Source organism: Selenomonas sp. FC4001 (assembly GCF_000701565.1).
GTDB classification, from domain to species: domain Bacteria; phylum Bacillota; class Negativicutes; order Selenomonadales; family Selenomonadaceae; genus Selenomonas_A; species Selenomonas_A ruminantium_B.
The window spans coordinates 61,801-82,215 of record NZ_JNJF01000006.1 but is presented as its reverse complement, the minus strand read 5'-3'; the positions used below and the strand labels follow the sequence as shown (position 1 = coordinate 82,215).

Genomic DNA, 20,415 nt, shown 5'->3' with positions numbered 1-20,415 from the left:
CTGCCCCACTGACTGAATATTTTACATAACAAATGACCAATCCACAGCAGTTCCTTTTCTTATATCACAACTTACTTCTTTTCCCAGCAACATATCATAGTATTTAGGTGCCAATCCCAATCCAGGTCTTATACACCTCATATTTTTCTCCGTAATTACATCCCCAGCCTTCATATCTTCTACAATATATAGGCTTCGTCTAAACTGCATAGATTTCTTTTCCTGCTCTGTTATTCCATAGCTGACATCGCCAAGAGCTTCAAAGGCAGTGTTACACTCACGAACCAACAGCTTCATTTCCTCAGGCTCCACGGAAAAAGCACTATCTACGCCACCATCAGCTCTTGATAAAGTAAAGTGCTTTTCGATTACTGTAGCTCCCAAAGCAATACTTGCCACAGCTGCACCAAAACCAAGAGTGTGATCAGACAGCCCCACATTACAGTTAAATAACTGTTTCATATGAGGGATAGTCATTATATTGGTCCCCATCGGTGAAGCAGGGTAGCTGCTGGTACATTTCAACAATGTCAGATCATCACAACCATTTTCCCTAGCTGTAGTAACCAAATCATCCAACTCAGACAAAGAGGCCATACCCGTGGAGGCAATAATCGGCTTACCAGTTGCTGCAACTTTTTTTATAAGCGGAATATCTATATTTTCAAAGGAAGCGATTTTATATATTGGATTTCCTAATTCTTCCAAAAAATCTACTGCCGTAGCATCAAATGGCGTACTAAAGCATATTATCCCTTTTTCTCTGCATCTATCAAAAATTGGCTTATGCCATTCCCAAGGAGTATATGCCTTTTTATAAAGATTATATAATGACTCCCCTTCCCATAGGCTATTAGGATCAGATATAAAAAATTCTCCATCCCTTTTATCAATAGTCATGGTATCCGCAGTATACGTCTGTAGCTTTAGCGCATCAACACCAGCACCTGCAGCAGCATCAACAATAGCCAACGCCCTATCCAGGGACTGATTGTGATTACCGCTCATTTCGGCAATTATAAATGGTTTGCTAGTTTTCATTTCTAGTCTCCTTAGCCTACAATAATTCTCCCCACCATAAAGGCCTCTGCATATTCTATTCCTACAGAGAACCCTCTTAACTTGGATAAAATCTCTACCGCTTCATATGAGCGCGAATGAGGATATTTTCTCATTTCTGATTCATACAGATGTAATGCCTTAATCTTTTTATCTAGATGCTTGTCAATATTGACATACATCTGTGGCATAAATATTTTGTCACCAGTGGGTATTTGCCACTCTGTGCTAGATAAAGTTTCAAAGAAATATAATTCCTTAACTGTGTTTCCAGGTAGCGGGCGACAAGCCGTAACTACAGCATTATGAGTGATTAGATGATCTATATTAACGTCACCAGCATGATGAGTATATACAATATCTGGGCAAAAGTTATCTACTTCTGCTTCAATCTGCTTCACCACATCCAAAAGCTCTACACTATCCATGCGGTTATCAGGGAAATCCAATAATGTTAATTTTTTCGCTCCAAGAAGTTCAGAAACCTTATGGGCATTTCTATGTAATTCGGATAGCTCTCCCTGACGAAGGCCAACATCCCGCTGATTATCGCGACTTGTTAGCCCTTCAGCCATAATCATTATATGAACTTCATCGCCATTTGCTACATGACGTAGTATTGTACCACCGCATCCAAGCACCTCATCATCTGGATGAGCAGCTACAACCAGAACTTTATGCGCCATTTTATTCACCCTTCACTGTAATTCTCACATCAGCTAAAACCTCATTTTCTAGCAATGAGGCACGACTGAATTCCAGCCTAAACTTTTCTGTTTCCAAAAAAGCCTTTGGATATGTATCCGCATCTAACATACGAATATAGTCAAATATCTGATTCAAATTATCACATAATTCAACATTGCCATCCGCTGGTTTACGGCGCTGAAATGTAACTATATTACCACTCTGTGGAACAGGTTCAACGTGATTCAATACTAAATCTATTATTATTTCCTTAGTAAGTTCAGCAGCTCGTAAGTAAATTTCTTCTGCAGTTCCCCACAAAGATAACGGAACCTTCTTATATACATCACCTGCGTCAAGTTCCTTATCACACTTTATAGCAGACAACTTCGTTTCATAAATACCTCTGGCAATAAGATTTTGTAAAGGACTACCACCACGACCAAAAGGCAAATCTGTCATGTGGAAAATCACACAACGAAAATTTTCATATACATCAGCAGGGATTATATGCGACCAATGCGGGAAAAATACCCACTCTGGCTGTAATTTTTGTAATTTCTCTTTAGTCAGTTCCTGCTTATCATCCCAATAAAGCACTTTAGCTGAGGTTCTCGCCTCAATTTCAGCTACATAACGACGATGCCACTCCTTATTGGACGCAATTACGATTCTCATTGCATGCCAACTTTCTTATAGTACTCATAACAATTCATTTCCAAATTTTCTTTTTTAGAAAATCTCAATCCTTCTAAAACACGTTGAGAAGCAATATTGTTACGTTTTACTTCCGCAACCAGTTCTGTCCCCATAGGCACTTCATTAACTAAAAGTTCAAAGAGTTTCTTTCCATATCCCTTCCCCCGATAAAGAACATCTACAGAAGAATCCATATCCCACATCTTCTCTTTGGCTGTCAAGCGAATCTGCCCTACAGGGACATCTCCTGCCATCAGCACAAAAATTCGCACGCCATCATCTGCCAATACCTTCTCAAACCACTTTCGATGGCTTTCCCAAGGAATGGGTTCTGTATTAAACGAATTTTCTCGGACAGCAGGTTCATTTACCCACCTAAAAAACACTTCTACATCTTCTCTATCTGCCCGACGCAAATAAACATTACCTTCCACAACATCCAGCTCCTATCACATCGCACCAAAAACATCCTCATCCACAAATGAGTCATCTCATCATCTGACTCATTTTTCTTTGCATAGGCAACAACTGAGAAGGTACCATCAACTTGTTTATCGCTTTGCAAATGTCTTCCTGACGCACCTTATCCCAATAGCCGAGATAGAAAATCAGCCCTTCCTTAGCACAATCTTCGCAAATCTGAACCTGATTCTCCGCAATAGCTGTTACAATCGCCGGAACCCCTAAGAAACAACGTTCCCAAGTGGTACTCCCTCCAGCTCCTAACATCAAGTCAGCCTCTGCCATCAATTCTGCCATATTGCTGACCTGACAAAGATACCGGAAGCCTGCCTGCTTGCAACGACTGGCAATGTCCTCTTTTCGTTCATTGCTTGCACCTACCACTACAGTAACCTGCAAATCATGCAATTCGCCTGTATCCCGTAAGGTTTGCAAAGCCTGTATCGCTTTGCTCGTTTCATCCGTGGCATCAACGCCACCATAAAACACCAGGATATTTCGTAATTGTCCATCACGAACTCGCATGGATTCCCTGATTTGGTAAAATTCTTCCCGCAGCAGTGCATATTTCGGACCTAAAATCAGTTGACAGTGTTCTGGCACAAGTCCCTGATATCTTGATTCCTTGTTCAGATAAAAGTTCTGGTCTAACAGGATATCACAGTCATGCTGCCGGTTAGCCAAATCATCGATGACAATAATTTCGCCCACATATGGTCGAAGTAAATTTTCCCAAATTTCGTCAATAGCATAGCTATCAACAAGCAGCCGGTCAACCTGTCCCAATGTCTTCACAATAGCAACGGTTTCCTCTGCATCCTGTTCTTGTGTGACCGTCAGCCACTTAGCATATCCAGTCAAATCATTCTTGCCTTCTACTGCAGGAAGCATTTTCAATACAAAGCCATTCTTCCAAACAAGGTCTGCCATATTCCCATTCAAATTCCGGCAAACAAATATGACATTATCCCCGTCCCTGCCATAACGCTGAGCTAAGGTCATACACCGCATAAGATGACCACTACCAATTAATGTGGAAGAATCTACCCTTATTACAACTTTCATTTTGTTAGAACCACCTAAAAAATATCGCCTATTCCTTACGAAACAAGAAGATACTCCATGTTTGAAAAAACGATATTTCAAAGACTGCTAAATAGCACACAAATTAGTACAAACCAGCCCCATGAGACACCATATTCCTTTAGGGACTGTTTTATTTATCTTTTACTTGATGTTTCGCTTAAAAACAGGATCCACTTTTCCACCTTTAAGAATATGGTCGACACTATCTCTTTCCACTGCCTCCTTGATAAGCGCAAAAGCTTTATCTGTTGCATTCAGATATGCCTCGGCCTCTTTTTCCGTATGCGATTTGTTCAGATTGTAAATAGCAAACACCAGAATGCCATTTTCTACCATAATCTGCGAATACACCGACTGAATATCGAGATAAGACAAGGAACCATGACCTTCAAACGAAACCCCCGCATGAGCTGGCAAACCACTTACGGAAAGTACTTCTTCCAAACCATACTTATGTATAAGTTTTTCAATACCATCACGCTGTATAGTACCAATTTGGGTGATATGCTCATAGAACCCCGGCTGTTCCAAAATTTTAATAGTAGCCAAAGCTGCCGCCATTGAGATACTATCACCGCCAAAGGTCGTGGAAACAAATACGCCCTGCTCAATCTGCTGCAGGATATCCTTACGGCCAGCTACAGCAGAAATAGGATATCCATTCGCCATGCCTTTACCAAAAGCAGCCAAATCTGGCACTACACCGAACATCTCTGAGCCGCCACCTAAAGCATAGCGGAAACCAGAAACTACCTCGTCAAAAATCAACAATGCGCCGTATTTATGTGCCAATTCCTTTACGCCATGCAAATAACCTTCCTGCGGACCATTGCTCTGCACCGGTTCCAAGATAACTGCAGCAACGTCATGCTTTTTCAACTTACTTTCCAAATCATTCAAATCATTGTATGTGAAATTAACGGTCAACTTACGTACAGCCTCAGGAACACCTTTATGATTTTCCGAAGCACCAATAGACCAGTCATGCATGCCATGATATCCAGACATCAATACCATTTCCCGGCCAGTAAAAGCACGCGCCAAACGAATGGCTGCAGTCGTTGCATCTCCACCATTTTTCACAAAGCGTACCATTTCTGCACAAGGCACGATTTCGCAAAGTTTTTCTGCCAATTCCACTTCCAGCTCAGACTGTAACGACCCACTGGCAAATTTATTAACTTGCTTAATAACAGCTTCATTAACGCTGGGCTCATTATAACCAACGGTAATTGGCCCCAAAGCACACATATAATCAATAAATTTATTACCATCTACATCATAAATATAGCAACCTTCACCATGATCCATATAGCTAGGTGCCAACCCCTGGCAAAAATATCGATAAGATTTACTATACGTCTGTGCCGCCAAAGGTGAAACCTGTAATTCTCTATTTAACAGCTCATGTGATTTTGTAAAGTTCTGCATGACAATACATCTCCTAAAAATTTAAATCATTTTATCATTTGCTAAAGACTTAGCCAATCCTTCGTTTCTCTGTATGCCTCTATTAATATCCATAAGTTCAGTTTTTTTTCTTAATAGTAATAAAATATCCTCCATACTGAAATCTTGATTAGCGCTATACAATTCAGCAAAAACTTGTGTAATAAACATAAAATCTTGAGGTTCATCTACTGTCCATCGCATGGATTCTAGATTTTCCTTACAAGGAATAGTTTCTAGTTTGAAATCATTTCCATGATTCCTTAAATATAATGTAACATGTTCACGTTCTGAAAGGAGCTTTGACTTATTCCACGCTTCTTCCAATGCCGAGAACTTCATTACTTCCGTATCCAAGCCATCAGGATAGTATTCACTTAGCGTTGTGTAATCATTACCATGTTTAATATGTGTATTAATTACATTATCAACAAGACGCCAATCTATTACCGGACAATCTCCTGTTATCCTCACTACATGCTGCGGCTGGTATTCACTTGCACATTGATAATACCGATCCAACACATCATCAAGATTGCCACGATAAACTGTCATCCCTGCATCTGCCACCACTAGGGCCAAAGGATCATCACTAGCTTCCGTACTAGTAGCAAGTACTATTTTATCTATCGTTTTACTTCGGCTTAACCGTTCGAGTTCATGTATAATCATTGGCTTGCCTGCCAATTCTTTTATTACCTTCCCCGGCAAGCGACTAGATGAACAACGTGCCTGCACTATAGCCAATACTTTCATTTAATTCATATCCTTTATTTTTTCCACAAGCTAGGCATAACAATGTCTGCCTCAATATCCCTAAATTCTTTAGCAATATCATTTATAATATTCTTGGAAATATCTTCTTGATAAATCTGAATATTTTCCTTTAACTGCTCTATATTATCCACACCAAAAACTAAATGGCTTATTCTGGACTGTTGTTTAACATAATTCATTGCCAAAGATATTCTAGATATCCCATGACGTCTGCACAGTATATCTATTTTCCTAACAATCGGCTTTGCTTTTTCCAAAAATGATGGGACCTCATCTTCATTCATTAATATCAGCCCTTGGATAAAAGCACTCCTCGAATGTATCTGAATATTATCCGTCTTTGCGTATTCGAAAACTCCAGCCTTTTCCATACGTTGATCAAAAATACTATACGGAAGCTGCATAAACTCTACATTTGGACGTTCAATACATTTTTTTGCTTCCTCTGGCTCATATACCGATACACCCACTCGCCTTACCAACCCATCTTGTTTCATTCGATTTAGCGTATCAATTATTTCATCATTAAATATATATCGGGCGCTATGCAATAAGTAGCTATCTAAATAGTCTGTATGAAGCCTAGATAAAGTATTCTCAAGATTATCGCGCATCACCTTATAATACTCATCTGATGTTACATCATCCAATAAATTAGGACGGAATTTAGAAATAATAAACAGCTTATCTCTAGTGATTGTTTTCTTCACCAAGAAACTCCCCACAACATCCTCAGCAGTACCGTAGGCGTTAGCAGTATCTATAGTACTGATACCATTTTGGGTGGCATAATCCAGCATCTCCACCGCCTGTTCAACACTTGGCTGTGTCTGACCTTTTATGCCATAATCCATGCCGAACTGCACAGTTCCTAAGCAAAGTTCCATGAAATCACCTTCTGTAATATGTTATAACTTTCTTTACAGCCTTAATTACCTTATCCTGTTCTTCATCTGTCAGTGAATAATACAGAGGAATAGATATAATTCTTTCATATAATTTCTCAGCGTTCGGACATTCACCCATCTTATACCCCAGTTTTTGATAGTATGGTAATGAATACACTGGTATGTAGTGAACATTGACTCCAACACCCTCGGCCTGCAAAGCTTCAAAAACTTCCAACCGTGTGGATTTTAATAAATCCAAGTTTAGCTGGATAATATAAAGATGACGAACCGTATCCGACTCAGCAATTTCCTTCTGCACAACTATCTCCGGCATAGCTGAAAATGCTTCATCATAACGCTTTACCAGTTCCTTACGACGTTTGCCAAACATCTCCAGTTTATCCAACTGACTGCTTAAAAGAGCTGCCTGAATATCCGTCATGCGGTAATTGTAACCAAGATCTACCTGCTGATAATACCAGCCACCTTCACTAGGCTTATCCATAAGCTCCTGGCTACGAGTAATGCCGTGAGTACGAAACAGCACAAGTCTCTTATATAATTCGTCATCATTAGTGGTAATGGCTCCACCTTCACCGGCAGTACATGTCTTAACTGGATGGAAGCTGAACTCCGTCATATCAGCCAAACTGCCCACTGGTTTACCATTGTACTTAGTTCCCAAAGAATGCGCCGCATCCTCAATGAAAATTAGATTATACTTATCACAAATAGCACGAATTTTATCTACTTCCACAGCCTGACCTGTAAAATCCACCGCTACAACTGCTTTGGTCTTGCTGGTAATCTTTGCTTCAATACTAGCTGGGTCTATATTGTAGGTTTCAGGGTTTATATCTGCAAATACTGGCTTAGCACCACAGTATAAGGCACAATTAGCTGAAGCTGCAAAGGTAATAGGGGTTGTAATAACCTCATCACCTGGACCAACTCCAGCAGCAAACATAGTGGCATGAAGTGCTGCTGTGCCATTAGCTATAAGGACTGCATACTTTGCCCCTGTGATTTCACACAGCTTCTTTTCAGCTTCTTCAATCTTTGGTCCACAAGTAAGAAAATCACTTTTTAAAACCCCAACTACTGCCTGAATATCTGCATCATCAATATACTGATGTCCGTAGCCAATTTTCTTGTCAAATACTGTCTTTCCACCGTTTATCGCTAACTCGTCCACTGTATTTGCCCCCGTATTATATACTACCAATCTTTACCCGATTTTTCTCAATCCAAGCCTGTAGCTGCGGGATAGTCATCCATTCCTTGTTGTTGTCAGAAGTATAGCTAAATCCTTCTGGAACCTGGGTACCGCCTTTTATCATATTCTCAATTTTACCCCAGTCACAAATCTGTGGCAAAATCTTAAAATGCTCAGGGTACTCATAGGTGAAATGGGCATCCTCCACACCTATCATCTGCTCATGAAGCTTTTCACCAGGGCGAATGCCAATCTCTATTTGCTCCGCCTTATCATCAACAGCTGTGGCAATATCACAGATATTCATGGAAGGAATCTTCTTCACATAGATTTCTCCGCCCTCCATATCGTCAAAGGCATGCCAAACCAGCTCAACTCCCTGCTCAAGTGAAATCATAAATCTCGTCATTCTTTTATCTGTAATAGTAAGCTTACCAGTCTTGGCAATTTCCAAAAAATACGGAATTACAGATCCACGAGACCCCATTACATTGCCATATCGTACTACCACAAATTTCGTTTTACCACCAGAATAGGAATTACCAGCTATAAAAACCTTATCCGAACAAAGCTTGGTAGCACCATATAAATTTACTGGTGAACTTGCCTTATCCGTGGAAAGGGCAACTACACGCTTAACTCCACAATCAATACAGGCATCAATAATATTCATGGCACCATTTACATTGGTCTTTATACACTCAAACGGATTATATTCCGCCGTAGGCACAATCTTAGTAGCAGCGGCATGAACAACATAATCAACACCATTCATTGCACGGTAAAGTCTATCCTTATCCCGCACATCACCAATAAAAAATCTGACTCTTTCATCCCCCTGAAACTTCTTAGCCATATTCCACTGCTTCATCTCATCACGAGAATATATAATAAGTTTCTTTGGGTTGTATTTCTTTAATGTCATTGGTACGAAGGTGTTTCCAAATGAACCTGTACCACCTGTGACTAATATTGTTTTATTGGTTAACACATCTGTCGCTCCTCACCCATATTTTATTTGCATATTATTACTGTCTTAATTCAGATAACTAAAATGCGTAGCTTTAAGTAAAAATCGCCATCAATAGGCTAATATTTTTAGATAAATGTTATTTTGTCCTTTTTAGTTGTAATTATCTTTCGGTGTAAATTAAAAATTAATTATATTTAGAAGATAATAGATACATTAATTACAGGTCATTCCCCGCTTTTATTGATGATTCGCTCTTATCATAGATATTATTAATATCATGAGCATCATAAAAATTGAAGCCTATGTTATCATTTTGCTTCCATGCCTGCATAAGATGATAATAACGTATGTCACTGTCAGCATCCATGGAAACATAGACTTTATTATGATATGACATATCTCACACCTTCTTAAGGTCACTTTTTGTATTGAATGCGTGTTATCTAAGTTCACGTTTTAAAAAAATCTATCTCCATAACAAGTATTTATCCCACTCAAAGGATTTGTACTAATAACAATATATAAGACAATCTACCATATGATTATATTATAATATATCATCAGCGTTTTCATTTCTTGCTATAACCCTTAGCAAAACGGGATCAGAGGTCTCGGTCTTTGAAAACCCAGTATTTTCATCTAAATACAAAATCTCAAATCCAAGTTTTTTTATAGCATCTTCCAATTCATTCTTGTTAATAAATCTTCTATAGTGATCATTATACAAATATGCGTTCTTTCCTACCAATGTCCCCTTACCATACAAATCATCATTTATGGTACGTGCCTCAATAAATAGAAGCCCTCCAGGCTTAATCGCAGTAGATATATTATTAAACAATTCTGATTGCTGCTTGTCATTAATAGCATGAAGTGTAAATCTGCTATATATATAATCATATTGACATTGGTACACTGCTTGGCATTTTACAAAATCATCACAAATAAACAAGGCGTTGGTATCAGTACTTGTAATATCATTCAACTTATCAATAGCACATTCAGATGCATCTATACCTGTTACATGCAGACCTTCATTAATAAAATATAAACTATCTCTACCATTACCACACCCAATTTCTAATAATTCAGCGGTGTTTCGATGTGTTCTCTTAGAAATATAGTTTTCATAAACATATTTAGCAAAATTACTAGGTATATCATTTCTTATGGTATTACCACTATATATCTTATTCCAATAAGCCCTGTCTCGATCATACTCATCATCATTCTTAGGAACCAATGAAATAATATCGCTTATATAATGTTTTACACTAATACTGCCATCATTATTAATAACAATATCTGGTTGTTTGGGCCATTCAACATTATCATTTATTCCCACAACATAATCTTTGGACGTAACATCGAGCTTGCTATACAACCCTTTTTTATCACGACGTACTAAAACGTCCATCGGTACATCAAGAAAAATTTCTATATAACCCGTAATATTATCACGATTCCATGATCTAACTTCATCAAACATAGCAACGGTACAAATTATCACCCATAAACCTTGATCAGCCAATATTTTACATAATTTGGAATATTTCTTAGCTCGTTTGAAACGATCATCTTTAGCATAGCCAACTTTTTCGCCAACAAATAGTTTTAACAAATCACCATCTAATATAATAACGTTATCGTGTGTTTTTTTCAATTCATAGTACAGAGCATTACCGATAGTAGTCTTTCCACTTCCGGACAGTCCAGTAATCCAATATACTCTTCCATGTTTATTACTATCATTTTTCATCAAATCTTCCTCCAAGATCCCATTCTTATTATTTGTTCAAATATTTCTTAACTAATTTTGTTCCATAATCTCCTAATATTTTTTTTACAATAATGCGAAAAGTTGTAGAAGGACGACGCTTATTTAGAATACCAATCAGTTGTTTATCTGCCGAAAAAAAACCATAATCTATGGACTCAAAGTCTAGATCTGTTGGTTTACAACCTCCATATAATCGTATTACTTCCTCAAATAATGCCCCGCGTAATTTATAGTAGTACTTTGTAATCTCCTCAATTATATCTTCATTAAACACAGAACTAAAGTGTGTTGATTTCAATTCATAAAACACACTATTAAAATGCAAGCTACCCGATTCTAACTTGAAGAAATCCAATAAATTCCTGGCATTTAATGGATCAATTGCCGAGCAATATAATCTAACCCCTCGCGTTGATACCATAAGAGAATATGTCCCATCTGAAACCATATAGCTTTTATTAAACGCCTCAGGCTTGGTATCTTGTCCAGAAAATAAATTCCTAGAATATATGTATTCACGGGCAACCGCACAAGGACTCACCAAGCCGAGTTCTTGTTTTATTATATTTTTCAAATCAATTGTGGAAATCAACTCGTAAGATATAGTTCCTTGTTGCTCAACATTCCAAATGACCAATGGACAATTTATTAGGAATGGAAATGGTTCGATAGCATGCGTGTAACCATCATGAATACCATGTCCCCAATAATCATCACCATGATCTCCATACAATACAACTGTGGTATTGCTATCTTTTTTACTATCTCGCAACATGGTCATTATTTGGCCTATAAACTCATCCAGCTTTTTAAAACGTTTTATAAAAATATCACATTGATTATCTGTAGAATCAACAGATAGATGATTATATCCTTCCAAATGGCTTTCAAGATTCGCCAAAAAAATAGCAAATTTAGATTTTTGTGTGATATAACTTTCAATATCATCAACTAAGAGTTCCGAAGTGCCAGATATAATATATTTATCCGAATTGGGGGCATATACATTCACATATTCCTCCGCCCCACCAACAACATCTGCGCTATAAATTTTAGTTGCATAACCTGAAGAACGCAAATCACTAAATAAGTCATGTTCTATTACAGGGGTAGAGAAAATTTCTTTAAGCTTTTTACATTTCTCAAACGCTTTATTGGTACCCAAAAAGAGGTCACTCATAACCATATATGTAGAAGTTGCTGATGAATAGTATTTTTTATATAAAATAGCCGATCTTAAAAGCCCCGATATATTAGATAATTCCTCTCTTAAATGCTCAAAAGTAACATTGTTTAAGCTTTCAAGATGTATTAGAATAAGATTTTTAGGCAATTTCATCCACCTCATACATATATTTACTTATAAATCCAACTATCCAAACATTACAGCATTCAATTAATTAATTTTACAAAACTGTAAATCAATATAAAATATTAGAATGCCCATTTTCTAATTTAACTTTAAAATCACATTGGTCCAAAGTGGAAACCCTATGAGCAATTGAGATAATCGTTATTTTACCTTTCAACTTCAAAATCGTATCTGTTATGCTTTTTTCGGTCTGATTGTCTAATGCAGACGTTGCCTCATCTAACACCAAAATTTTAGGGTCACGGTAAAGAGCTCTTGCTATGCCAATACGCTGTCTTTGACCACCAGATAATTTCACCCCTCGTTCACCGACCAAAGTATTTAATCCCTGTGGTAAAGAATTGATGAAATCCATTAACTCTGACATTCTCAATACTCTGGCCAATAGTATTTCATCTATTTCCCCCAGAGACACACCTAAAGCAATATTTTCACCTATTGTTCCATCTATAAGATATATATCTTGTGGCACATAAGCTAACATCGATTGCCACTCAGAAATATTATTGTAAATATTTTCATTATCACATAGTATTTCACCAGTACTAGGTTCAAGTAATCCCAAAAAAGTATCTACAAAAGTTGTTTTTCCGGCACCTGATGGGCCAACTATCCCCACGAACGTTCCCTTAGGTATTGTAAAAGATACTTCTCTGAAAATAGCATTGTCACTGTCAGGATATCTAAAGGATAAGTTATTAATACTTATCTGCGAACGAAAAGTAATTTCTGGCGACATGATATCTGACACCTGTTTTTCATGCGTAAGAAGCATTTTTTTTACATTGATTAAATCCGGATAAATCTCATCAAAAAAAGGGATCCAACTTTTTATTCCGTTGTAATATCCTATTATCCTGTTAGCACTCGGCATCAACCTAAATGCCGCTAATGCCAACACACCCAAAAGTGGAACTATTGTTTGAGGGTTTTCTCCAATTAAGGTTTTAAATATAATCAATAATAATAAACCAGATACTACTAAAACTTCAATTATTAATCTAGGACAGTCTGATAAAAGATATATTTTTTGAACCGCTAACGCGTATTTTTCATATTCTTTTCGAAATTCATTAACAAAAAAACTTTCTCTCTGCAAAATCTTAGTTTCTTTTACCGCACCAATCCCCTGATTAATCCACTTCAAAAATTCGGCTGATGCATCATTCTGCCTAATCCCTTGTAAATAAATCTGCTTCCTTAAACTTCTTATTATAAAATACATCATAATAGCCATAATCCCAGCAACAATCACAGCAGTAAATGCATCAACGAATACCAGCATCAACCAAATCATAAATGCTGTAATTAATTCGGTTAACAATAGGAAAACTGGCATAATTAATCCATTAAAAACATACGATCCTCCTTGATTAACATTTCGCAACAACAAGGAGGTATTATTACTAACATGAAACAAATACGGTTTATTAATATACAACTCAAATAATTTTTCAGAATATTTTATCTGATTTTTTCTGGCGAATGTTCTTTGAATATATATTTCTACACCTATATATATATTTTTTAAAATATATAAAATAATTAGCAACAATGACGCACAAACAATAAAATCACCATGTGTCGTAACGCCAATTCCATTTAATAATACAACTATATCCTCGTGATCCTGTAGAAAATCTTCCTGCCCAATTATTGATATAAGAGGTAATATTGACCCTATTCCGACCGATTCCAAAACCGCACCAATTAACATTAAAGCAATTAGCATATAGCACTGTTTTAATTGGCTAGGGGTTAATATTGCAAAGATTTTAATGAAGTCTTTCATCTATTCCTCGTTTGTATATGTTAACTTTTTTACTATGAGCCTTATCTCTTCATCACTAACATAAGCGCTCATAGGCAGGCTCATCACATGCTTAGCTGCCTCTTCAGCAATAGGCACGCTACCTCTAGTGCCAAGGTAGTCAAACATTGGCTGCTGGCTGAGTGGGATTGGGTAGTGTACCGCAGTAGGAATACCTACTTCTTTTAATTTTGCCTGAACTTCCTCCCGATTCTCCACCTGAATGGTGTACTGGGCAAATACACTGGTGTTATACTCCTCAATAAATGGAGTAACTACACCATCAATTTTCTTTAATGCTTCGGTATATTTTCTACCAATCTCAGCACGCATTTTTACTTCTTCTTCAAATACCTCAAACTTTGCCAATAAAATTGCTGCTTGCAAAGTATCCAGACGGCTATTCAAACCCATGCAAATGTGATGATACTTTCTGTCCTGGCCATGCTTGTGCAGAATTACCAGCTTTGCTGCCAACTCATCATCATCGGTAAAAATAGCGCCTCCGTCACCATAGCAGCCCAATGGCTTAGTTGGGAAGAAGCTAGTGCAACCAATGGTAGACAATCCACAAGATTTGCGCCCCTTATATGTTGCACCAAAGCTCTGTGCTGCATCCTCTACTACTGGCAAATTATACTTTTTAGCAATGGCAATGATAGCATCCATATCTGCGCACTGTCCGTAAAGACTTACCGGCATAATAGCCTTGGTCCTGTCGGTGATAGCTGCTTCAATCTTTGTAGGGTCAAGATTATAAGTTTTGGCATCAATATCCACAAATACCGGTTTAGCACCGATACGGGCAATTACTTCACCGGTTGCCACATAAGTAAAGGCTGTAGTAATAACCTCATCACTTGGCTTGATACCAAGTGCCATAAGGGCAATAAGCAATGCATCAGTTCCGCTGGCACAGGCAATACAATGCTTTACCCCAACAAATTCTGCCAGCTTTTGTTCAAGTTCAGTTACCTCAGGGCCAAGAATATATGCACCATGAGACAACACCTTGGAAATTCTTTCATCCAAGGATTTTTTTATTTTTTGCTGCTGGGCAGCCAAGTTACAAAATTGCACTGGAAAGGCCTCCTATAAATCTACATCAACGCCACAACGTTCACATTTCAAATGCTTGGCATCTGCTTTTACGATAGTGTCACCACAGGCACACATATAGCCATGAATCTTTGCCGGGTTGCCATATACCATGGCATAATCCGGCACATCCTTGGTTACAGTGGAACCAGCTCCTACAAAGGCATTTTTCCCCAAAGTAGTGCCACAAACTATGGTAGCATTAGCACCTATGCTGGCACCTCGTTTAATCAAAGTATCAGTGTAATCCGCTGAGGTATTTCTTGGAAATTCACAGCGTGGAGTCCGCACATTGGTAAATACCATACTAGGCCCACAGAATACGTAATCCTCCAAAGTTACTCCCTCATAAACGCTGACATTATTCTGTATTTTTACCTTATTGCCAATTTTTACCCCATTGCCAATAAAGACATTTTGGCCAAAGTTACAGCCCTCTCCGATTTCAGCATTGGAGGAAACATGACTAAAATGCCAGATACGGGTACCCTTGCCAATTTTTACATTATCATCCACATAGGAAGATTCGTGGACAAAATAATCTTTTTCCATTATTTGCCGAACCTCCCTACAAAATCCAAGGAGCTACAATTTGTCAAAGGTAATTTTACCGGCTTACCTTCGGCAGCGGATTTATAAATAGCCAATACTGTTTCCAAAGCATTCTTGCCCGCAACAGCATCCACGTATGGCTGACGATTATTTTTGATTGCATCCATCATATCTGCAAAGAGTTTTGTATGACCGTTGCCATATACATTACTGGTTGGCTCCTGAAAACCGCGATTTTCCTCATCCTCTGGCTGGCTGTCCGCAAAATCCCATACATCAATTGTGTTGGTGGACTTGCCACCCAGCTTTGCAGTACCAGTTTCACCAAAGATATAAAGGGTTTCTTCCAAGTTCTGTGGATACACATTGGTTGTGCCTTCGATGGTAGCAACAGCACCGTTAGCGAAGGTCAATACCGCCATGCCCAAGTCCTCAGCCTCCAGATAATCATGGAACTGCTGACGGGTTTGACCGTAAACCTCCACAATATCCTCCCCCATCATCCAACGGAGCAAATCAATACCATGAATGCACTGATTCATAAGAGCACCGCCATCCTGAGCCCAAGTACCTCTCCATGGGGCCTGCTTATAGTAGTTTTCATTCCTATTCCAGCGAACATGAATAGAACCATGGGAAAGCTTGCCAAAGCGCTTTCCCTCAATAGCTTTACGAAGCTTCTGCACTGCAATATTAAAGCGATTCTGATGACAGGCGGAAACCTTGACATTTTTTTCTTTAGCCAAATCAATAATGCGCTGGGCATCATCAATATTCATGGCCATTGGCTTTTCAATGATAACATTGACTCCTTTTTCGATACAATAAAGTGCGATTTCAGCATGAATACCACTTTCAGTGGCAATAGATACAAGCTCGGGCTTTTCCTTTTCCAGCATTTCCTTGTAATCTGTATATCTCTTTATGGAAGTATCATTATTAAGTTCCTTTTTGGCAAGCAAATTCTCCATTGCCTCAGGGAGCACGTCACACACAGCAACAAACTCAAGCTCATTATTTACTGCAGCTATTACATGATTGATCGCAATACGACCACAACCGATTAATGCGTATTTCATTATGTTTAGACTCCTTTACACCTCATCCGTCAACTTCGTTGACACCGACGGAGCTATGCTCCTAGTACCCTTGGGTGCTTCCCCTCAAGGGTAAGGCTTTTATAATCTCCAGTATCTCATACCAGAAATATCCAACTCATCCTTACGATAAAGGCTCTTGACATCAATAAGTACCTTTTCCTCATCTGGTAGCTCAGACTTAAACATGTCCTTAAGCTGCATCATGGAGAGATTTCTGTACGCCTTGTGGCCTACAGCCACGATAATACAGTCTGCTTTTGGCACGTCATTCATTGGTACCAAATCCACACCATATTCCTGCTTGGCAATGGCCTTATCGGCCCAATTGTCAACCACAACAGGCTGGATATCATATTCCTTCAGACGATTAATAATATCTGCTACCTTGCTGTTTCTAGTATCCGGGCAATTCTCCTTAAAAGTAATGCCCAAAATAACCACAGTGGCCTTTTTAGGCGCCATGCCAGCCTCTATCATCTGTTTAATGGCGGCATCAGCCACATAAGCCCCCATGCTGTCATTAACCTTGCGACCATTTATAATAATCTGGCTATGATAACCATATTTTTCTGCAGCATTAGTGAGATAATATGGATCAACCCCTATACAGTGACCGCCAACCAAACCTGGTTTAAATCCGAGGGCATTCCACTTGGTATTCATCCCGGCAATAACCTCGGCAGTATCAATGCCCATTTTGTCACATATCATGGCCACTTCATTTACAAAGGCAATATTGATATCTCGCTGGCTGTTTTCCACAACCTTAACTGCTTCAGCAGTCTTTATAGTAGACACTGGGAATGTTCCGGCCTTAATAACAATATCGTATACTTTCTTAATGACATTGGTCGATTCCTCATCCATGCCAGAAACAATTTTCTGGATGTTGGTGAGAGTATGCACTCTGTCACCTGGGTTTATACGCTCAGGGGAATAACCTATTTTCCAATCCACACCGCACTTTAATCCTGACTCTTTTTCAATTATTGGTACACAAATATCCTCAGTTACACCAGGATAAACTGTCGACTCAAATACCACCACTGTACCTGGCTTAATATTTTGGCCAACAGTTCTGGAAGCCCCCTCAACCGGTCTTAAATCTGGGGAGTTATCCTCTTTTACCGGGGTAGGCACTGCCACAATTATGAATCTTGCCTCTGACAGTTTAGTAGGGTCTGCAGTAAATTCCACTGTACTGTCTTTAATGGCCTCACCAATTTCATTAGTAGAATCTATACCGTTTTTATATTCTTCTACTCGCTTTTCATTAATATCAAAGCCTATCACCTTAACATGCTTAGCAAATTCAACAGCAATAGGCATCCCTACATATCCCAGTCCTATTAAAGCAATCTTATCCTTACCGCCAATTAATCCAGTATAAATGTCCTTAAATTCCATAATAAATTGCCTACTTTCTAAAAAAGGCATAGCTTCGCCATACGTCACTGTAGATTATTTTCTACAGTGGAATGAAATCTATATCCGCTGTCTTGCTAGCCGCGTAAACCACGTCGTCCCAGCAGTTTCAGTTTCATATTCAAGCTATGCTACTCTGCTATTTCCAACTCATCCAATTGTTTACTCTTGTATGTTGGAATCATGTGTTTTAGAGTTTTAAGAATAACCGCTTTATCTGTAGTTTCCTTAAGTATGTTGAAACTTTCTTTAAGATCATCCTCATCCAAAGGTTGAATTTGCGCTTTAAAGATTTTCTTGTGCTTGGTACTAGTAGCACCTTCTTCGCTGGTGAGTAGTTCCTCGTAAAGTTTTTCACCAGGTCTTAGGCCTGTATATACAATATTAATGTCTTTCCCTGGAACCAAGCCGTGCAGTCTGATTAGGTCTTCAGCCATATCTTTTATTCTTACTGGCTTCCCCATATCGAAGAGAAATACTTCCCCACCTTCAGCCTGACTACCAGCTTGGAGTACAAGCTGCACTGCTTCAGGTATAGTCATGAAATATCTGGTCATGTCCCTATGGGTAACTGTTACCGGTCCCCCTTGGGCAATTTGTTTTTCGAAAAGGGGAACCACACTCCCTCGGCTGCCTAAAACATTACCAAACCTTACGGTGACAAATTTGGTACCACTATGTTGATTAATCTCCTGCACTACAAGTTCTGCCGTACGTTTAGTAGCCCCCATTACGCTAGTGGGATTTACTGCCTTGTCTGTGGATATTAACACAAATATTTCCGCATGGTTTTGATCAGCTAAATCTGCTACATTTTTCGTACCGAATACATTATTCCTTACAGCTTCATCTGGTTGAAGCTCCATCAGCGGTACATGCTTGTGAGCCGCTGCGTGGAAAACCACCTGGGGCTGAAAACGGTGAAAAACCCTTGACATACGGTCTTTGTCCGTAATATTAGCAATAACCGTATGATAATTTTGCTCAGGGTGTCTTCGTGTCAATTCCTGATGAATTTCGTAGATGCTATTTTCTCCTCGTCCTAAAAGAATTATCTCTTTGGCACCGACCCGGCTTATTTGTCTTGCAATTTCTGAACCAATAGAACCACCAGCACCAGTGATAAGGACTGTTTTCCCCGCAATATAGCCAGTAATTTTTTCAAAATCCAACTGAATAGGGTCACGACGCAATAAATCCTCCAAACTGATTTCACGCATTTCCCCCATATCCAGCTCGCCATTTACCATGCTATAAATACCAGGCATAATACATACTTGTGCACCTGTAGATCGACAGACATTGTCAATATGACGAATAGTTTCTCCGTCAGCAGAAGGAATCGCAATAACTATTTTATCAACAGCTTTGGCTCGAACAATTGGAGCCAGCTCATCTACTGCACCTAAAATTGGAAAACCAGCTAAGCGACCGTTTCTTTTCTTCTCATCATCGTCTACGAATCCCACAATATTGGTAGTAGCTGCATTATTTTGTTCCAGTTCCCGCACTAACATCGCTCCAGCATCCCCAGCCCCCACAATCAGTAAGTTCTGGCGATCACCTTTGTATTCGGTAACAAAGTCAATGTTAATTTTAAACATCAAACGACTGACACCAATACCTCCCAATGTAAGAATCCAAGTAAGAATCGGAATACTACGAGGCATATAAGTGTCAGTCATGACAATAATGATAAAAATTAACATCTGCGATAAGGAGACTGCACCGATAAGCGCCACCAAATCCCGCATACGAGCATAATGCCAAATACGGTGATACATACCATAAATGTAAAAAATAGCTAGACTTATCAACACCATCCAAGGAATGCATCCTTGCACTATTGTTATTTCCTTAGTTGGCATTTTTCCCTCAAAACGCAACAAAACAGCTAATATAGGCGCTACTGCAAAGACAATTGCATCTATCAATATCAATTTAATTTTATCATGATAATTTTGTAGTATATTCACGGCT

The 20,415-nt window shown here is 38.7% G+C and carries 18 protein-coding genes; all 18 read right to left on the bottom strand.

All coding sequences use genetic code 11. The features are described from left to right. Positions 1 to 21 precede the first annotated feature (21 nt). The 18 genes from pseI to T320_RS03095 all read right to left on the bottom strand — a co-directional run bounded on the left by pseI (position 22) and on the right by T320_RS03095 (position 20,411). Positions 22 to 1,041: a pseudaminic acid synthase gene (gene pseI / locus T320_RS03185; protein WP_037353032.1), complete on the bottom strand. Its 1,020-nt coding sequence runs from the start codon at positions 1,039 to 1,041 to the stop codon at positions 22 to 24. An 11-nt stretch (positions 1,042 to 1,052) separates the two neighbouring features. Beyond that, positions 1,053 to 1,745, bottom strand: coding sequence for a PIG-L deacetylase family protein (locus tag T320_RS03180; RefSeq protein ID WP_037353031.1), 693 nt, complete (start codon positions 1,743 to 1,745; stop codon positions 1,053 to 1,055). A 1-nt stretch (position 1,746) separates the two neighbouring features. After that, complete coding sequence (locus T320_RS03175; protein ID WP_037353030.1) at positions 1,747 to 2,424, bottom strand: formyl transferase; 678 nt, start codon at positions 2,422 to 2,424, stop codon at positions 1,747 to 1,749. Continuing rightward, positions 2,421 to 2,879 carry a GNAT family N-acetyltransferase gene (locus T320_RS13840; RefSeq protein ID WP_051608569.1) on the bottom strand — a complete coding sequence of 153 codons (459 nt, stop codon included), beginning with the start codon at positions 2,877 to 2,879 and terminating at the stop codon, positions 2,421 to 2,423. The genes T320_RS03175 and T320_RS13840 overlap by 4 nt, the downstream gene beginning before the upstream one ends. Before the next feature lie 52 nt (positions 2,880 to 2,931). Further along, positions 2,932 to 3,972 carry a UDP-2,4-diacetamido-2,4,6-trideoxy-beta-L-altropyranose hydrolase gene (gene pseG / locus T320_RS03165; RefSeq protein ID WP_037353029.1) on the bottom strand — a complete coding sequence of 347 codons (1,041 nt, stop codon included), beginning with the start codon at positions 3,970 to 3,972 and terminating at the stop codon, positions 2,932 to 2,934. Positions 3,973 to 4,134: 162 nt separating this feature from the next. Next, complete coding sequence (locus T320_RS03160; RefSeq protein WP_037353028.1) at positions 4,135 to 5,424, bottom strand: aspartate aminotransferase family protein; 1,290 nt, start codon at positions 5,422 to 5,424, stop codon at positions 4,135 to 4,137. 21 nt (positions 5,425 to 5,445) lie between these two features. After that, complete coding sequence (locus T320_RS03155) at positions 5,446 to 6,198, bottom strand: cytidylyltransferase domain-containing protein (protein WP_037353027.1); 753 nt, start codon at positions 6,196 to 6,198, stop codon at positions 5,446 to 5,448. Positions 6,199 to 6,212: 14 nt separating this feature from the next. Then, on the bottom strand, positions 6,213 to 7,106 hold the full coding sequence (locus T320_RS03150; RefSeq protein WP_037353026.1) for an aldo/keto reductase: 894 nt from the start codon (positions 7,104 to 7,106) through the stop codon (positions 6,213 to 6,215). 4 nt (positions 7,107 to 7,110) lie between these two features. Continuing rightward, positions 7,111 to 8,304, bottom strand: a complete 1,194-nt coding sequence (gene pseC, locus T320_RS03145; RefSeq protein ID WP_037353025.1) for a UDP-4-amino-4,6-dideoxy-N-acetyl-beta-L-altrosamine transaminase — start codon at positions 8,302 to 8,304, stop codon at positions 7,111 to 7,113. A 16-nt stretch (positions 8,305 to 8,320) separates the two neighbouring features. Beyond that, positions 8,321 to 9,316, bottom strand: coding sequence for a UDP-N-acetylglucosamine 4,6-dehydratase (inverting) (gene pseB, locus T320_RS03140; protein WP_037353024.1), 996 nt, complete (start codon positions 9,314 to 9,316; stop codon positions 8,321 to 8,323). A 529-nt stretch (positions 9,317 to 9,845) separates the two neighbouring features. Beyond that, positions 9,846 to 11,057, bottom strand: coding sequence for an adenylyl-sulfate kinase (locus tag T320_RS14795; protein WP_037353022.1), 1,212 nt, complete (start codon positions 11,055 to 11,057; stop codon positions 9,846 to 9,848). 28 nt (positions 11,058 to 11,085) lie between these two features. Further along, a complete protein-coding gene (locus tag T320_RS03125) occupies positions 11,086 to 12,411 on the bottom strand; it encodes a sulfatase-like hydrolase/transferase (protein WP_037353021.1) in 1,326 nt (441 codons plus the stop codon). A gap of 88 nt (positions 12,412 to 12,499) precedes the next feature. Then, the gene (locus tag T320_RS03120) at positions 12,500 to 14,242 is read right to left on the bottom strand and encodes an ABC transporter ATP-binding protein (RefSeq protein ID WP_037353020.1); all 1,743 of its coding nucleotides are present in this window, start codon (positions 14,240 to 14,242) and stop codon (positions 12,500 to 12,502) included. Further along, complete coding sequence (locus tag T320_RS03115) at positions 14,243 to 15,325, bottom strand: DegT/DnrJ/EryC1/StrS family aminotransferase (protein WP_304412710.1); 1,083 nt, start codon at positions 15,323 to 15,325, stop codon at positions 14,243 to 14,245. Positions 15,326 to 15,352: 27 nt separating this feature from the next. Beyond that, entirely contained in the window at positions 15,353 to 15,910 is a 558-nt protein-coding gene (locus T320_RS03110; protein ID WP_037353018.1) for an acyltransferase, read from the bottom strand. Further along, a complete protein-coding gene (locus tag T320_RS03105) occupies positions 15,910 to 16,989 on the bottom strand; it encodes a Gfo/Idh/MocA family protein (RefSeq protein WP_037353017.1) in 1,080 nt (359 codons plus the stop codon). The genes T320_RS03110 and T320_RS03105 overlap by 1 nt, the downstream gene beginning before the upstream one ends. 99 nt (positions 16,990 to 17,088) lie before the next feature. Next, positions 17,089 to 18,417, bottom strand: a complete 1,329-nt coding sequence (locus T320_RS03100) for a nucleotide sugar dehydrogenase (RefSeq protein ID WP_037353016.1) — start codon at positions 18,415 to 18,417, stop codon at positions 17,089 to 17,091. A 149-nt stretch (positions 18,418 to 18,566) separates the two neighbouring features. After that, positions 18,567 to 20,411 (bottom strand): polysaccharide biosynthesis protein, encoded by a 1,845-nt coding sequence (locus T320_RS03095; protein ID WP_051608567.1) that lies wholly within the window; start codon positions 20,409 to 20,411, stop codon positions 18,567 to 18,569. Positions 20,412 to 20,415: the final 4 nt, after the last annotated feature.

Coding starts and splice junctions, on each gene's coding strand:
- T320_RS03110 (WP_037353018.1), bottom strand. CDS start 15,910: ATGGAAAAAGATTATTTTGTCCACGAATCTTCCTATGTGGATGATAAT.
- T320_RS03120 (WP_037353020.1), bottom strand. CDS start 14,242: ATGAAAGACTTCATTAAAATCTTTGCAATATTAACCCCTAGCCAATTA.
- T320_RS03155 (WP_037353027.1), bottom strand. CDS start 6,198: ATGAAAGTATTGGCTATAGTGCAGGCACGTTGTTCATCTAGTCGCTTG.
- T320_RS14795 (WP_037353022.1), bottom strand. CDS start 11,057: ATGAAAAATGATAGTAATAAACATGGAAGAGTATATTGGATTACTGGA.
- T320_RS03180 (WP_037353031.1), bottom strand. CDS start 1,745: ATGGCGCATAAAGTTCTGGTTGTAGCTGCTCATCCAGATGATGAGGTG.
- T320_RS03175 (WP_037353030.1), bottom strand. CDS start 2,424: ATGAGAATCGTAATTGCGTCCAATAAGGAGTGGCATCGTCGTTATGTA.
- T320_RS03100 (WP_037353016.1), bottom strand. CDS start 18,417: ATGGAATTTAAGGACATTTATACTGGATTAATTGGCGGTAAGGATAAG.
- pseG (WP_037353029.1), bottom strand. CDS start 3,972: ATGAAAGTTGTAATAAGGGTAGATTCTTCCACATTAATTGGTAGTGGT.
- T320_RS03150 (WP_037353026.1), bottom strand. CDS start 7,106: ATGGAACTTTGCTTAGGAACTGTGCAGTTCGGCATGGATTATGGCATA.
- T320_RS03160 (WP_037353028.1), bottom strand. CDS start 5,424: ATGCAGAACTTTACAAAATCACATGAGCTGTTAAATAGAGAATTACAG.
- T320_RS03105 (WP_037353017.1), bottom strand. CDS start 16,989: ATGAAATACGCATTAATCGGTTGTGGTCGTATTGCGATCAATCATGTA.
- pseI (WP_037353032.1), bottom strand. CDS start 1,041: ATGAAAACTAGCAAACCATTTATAATTGCCGAAATGAGCGGTAATCAC.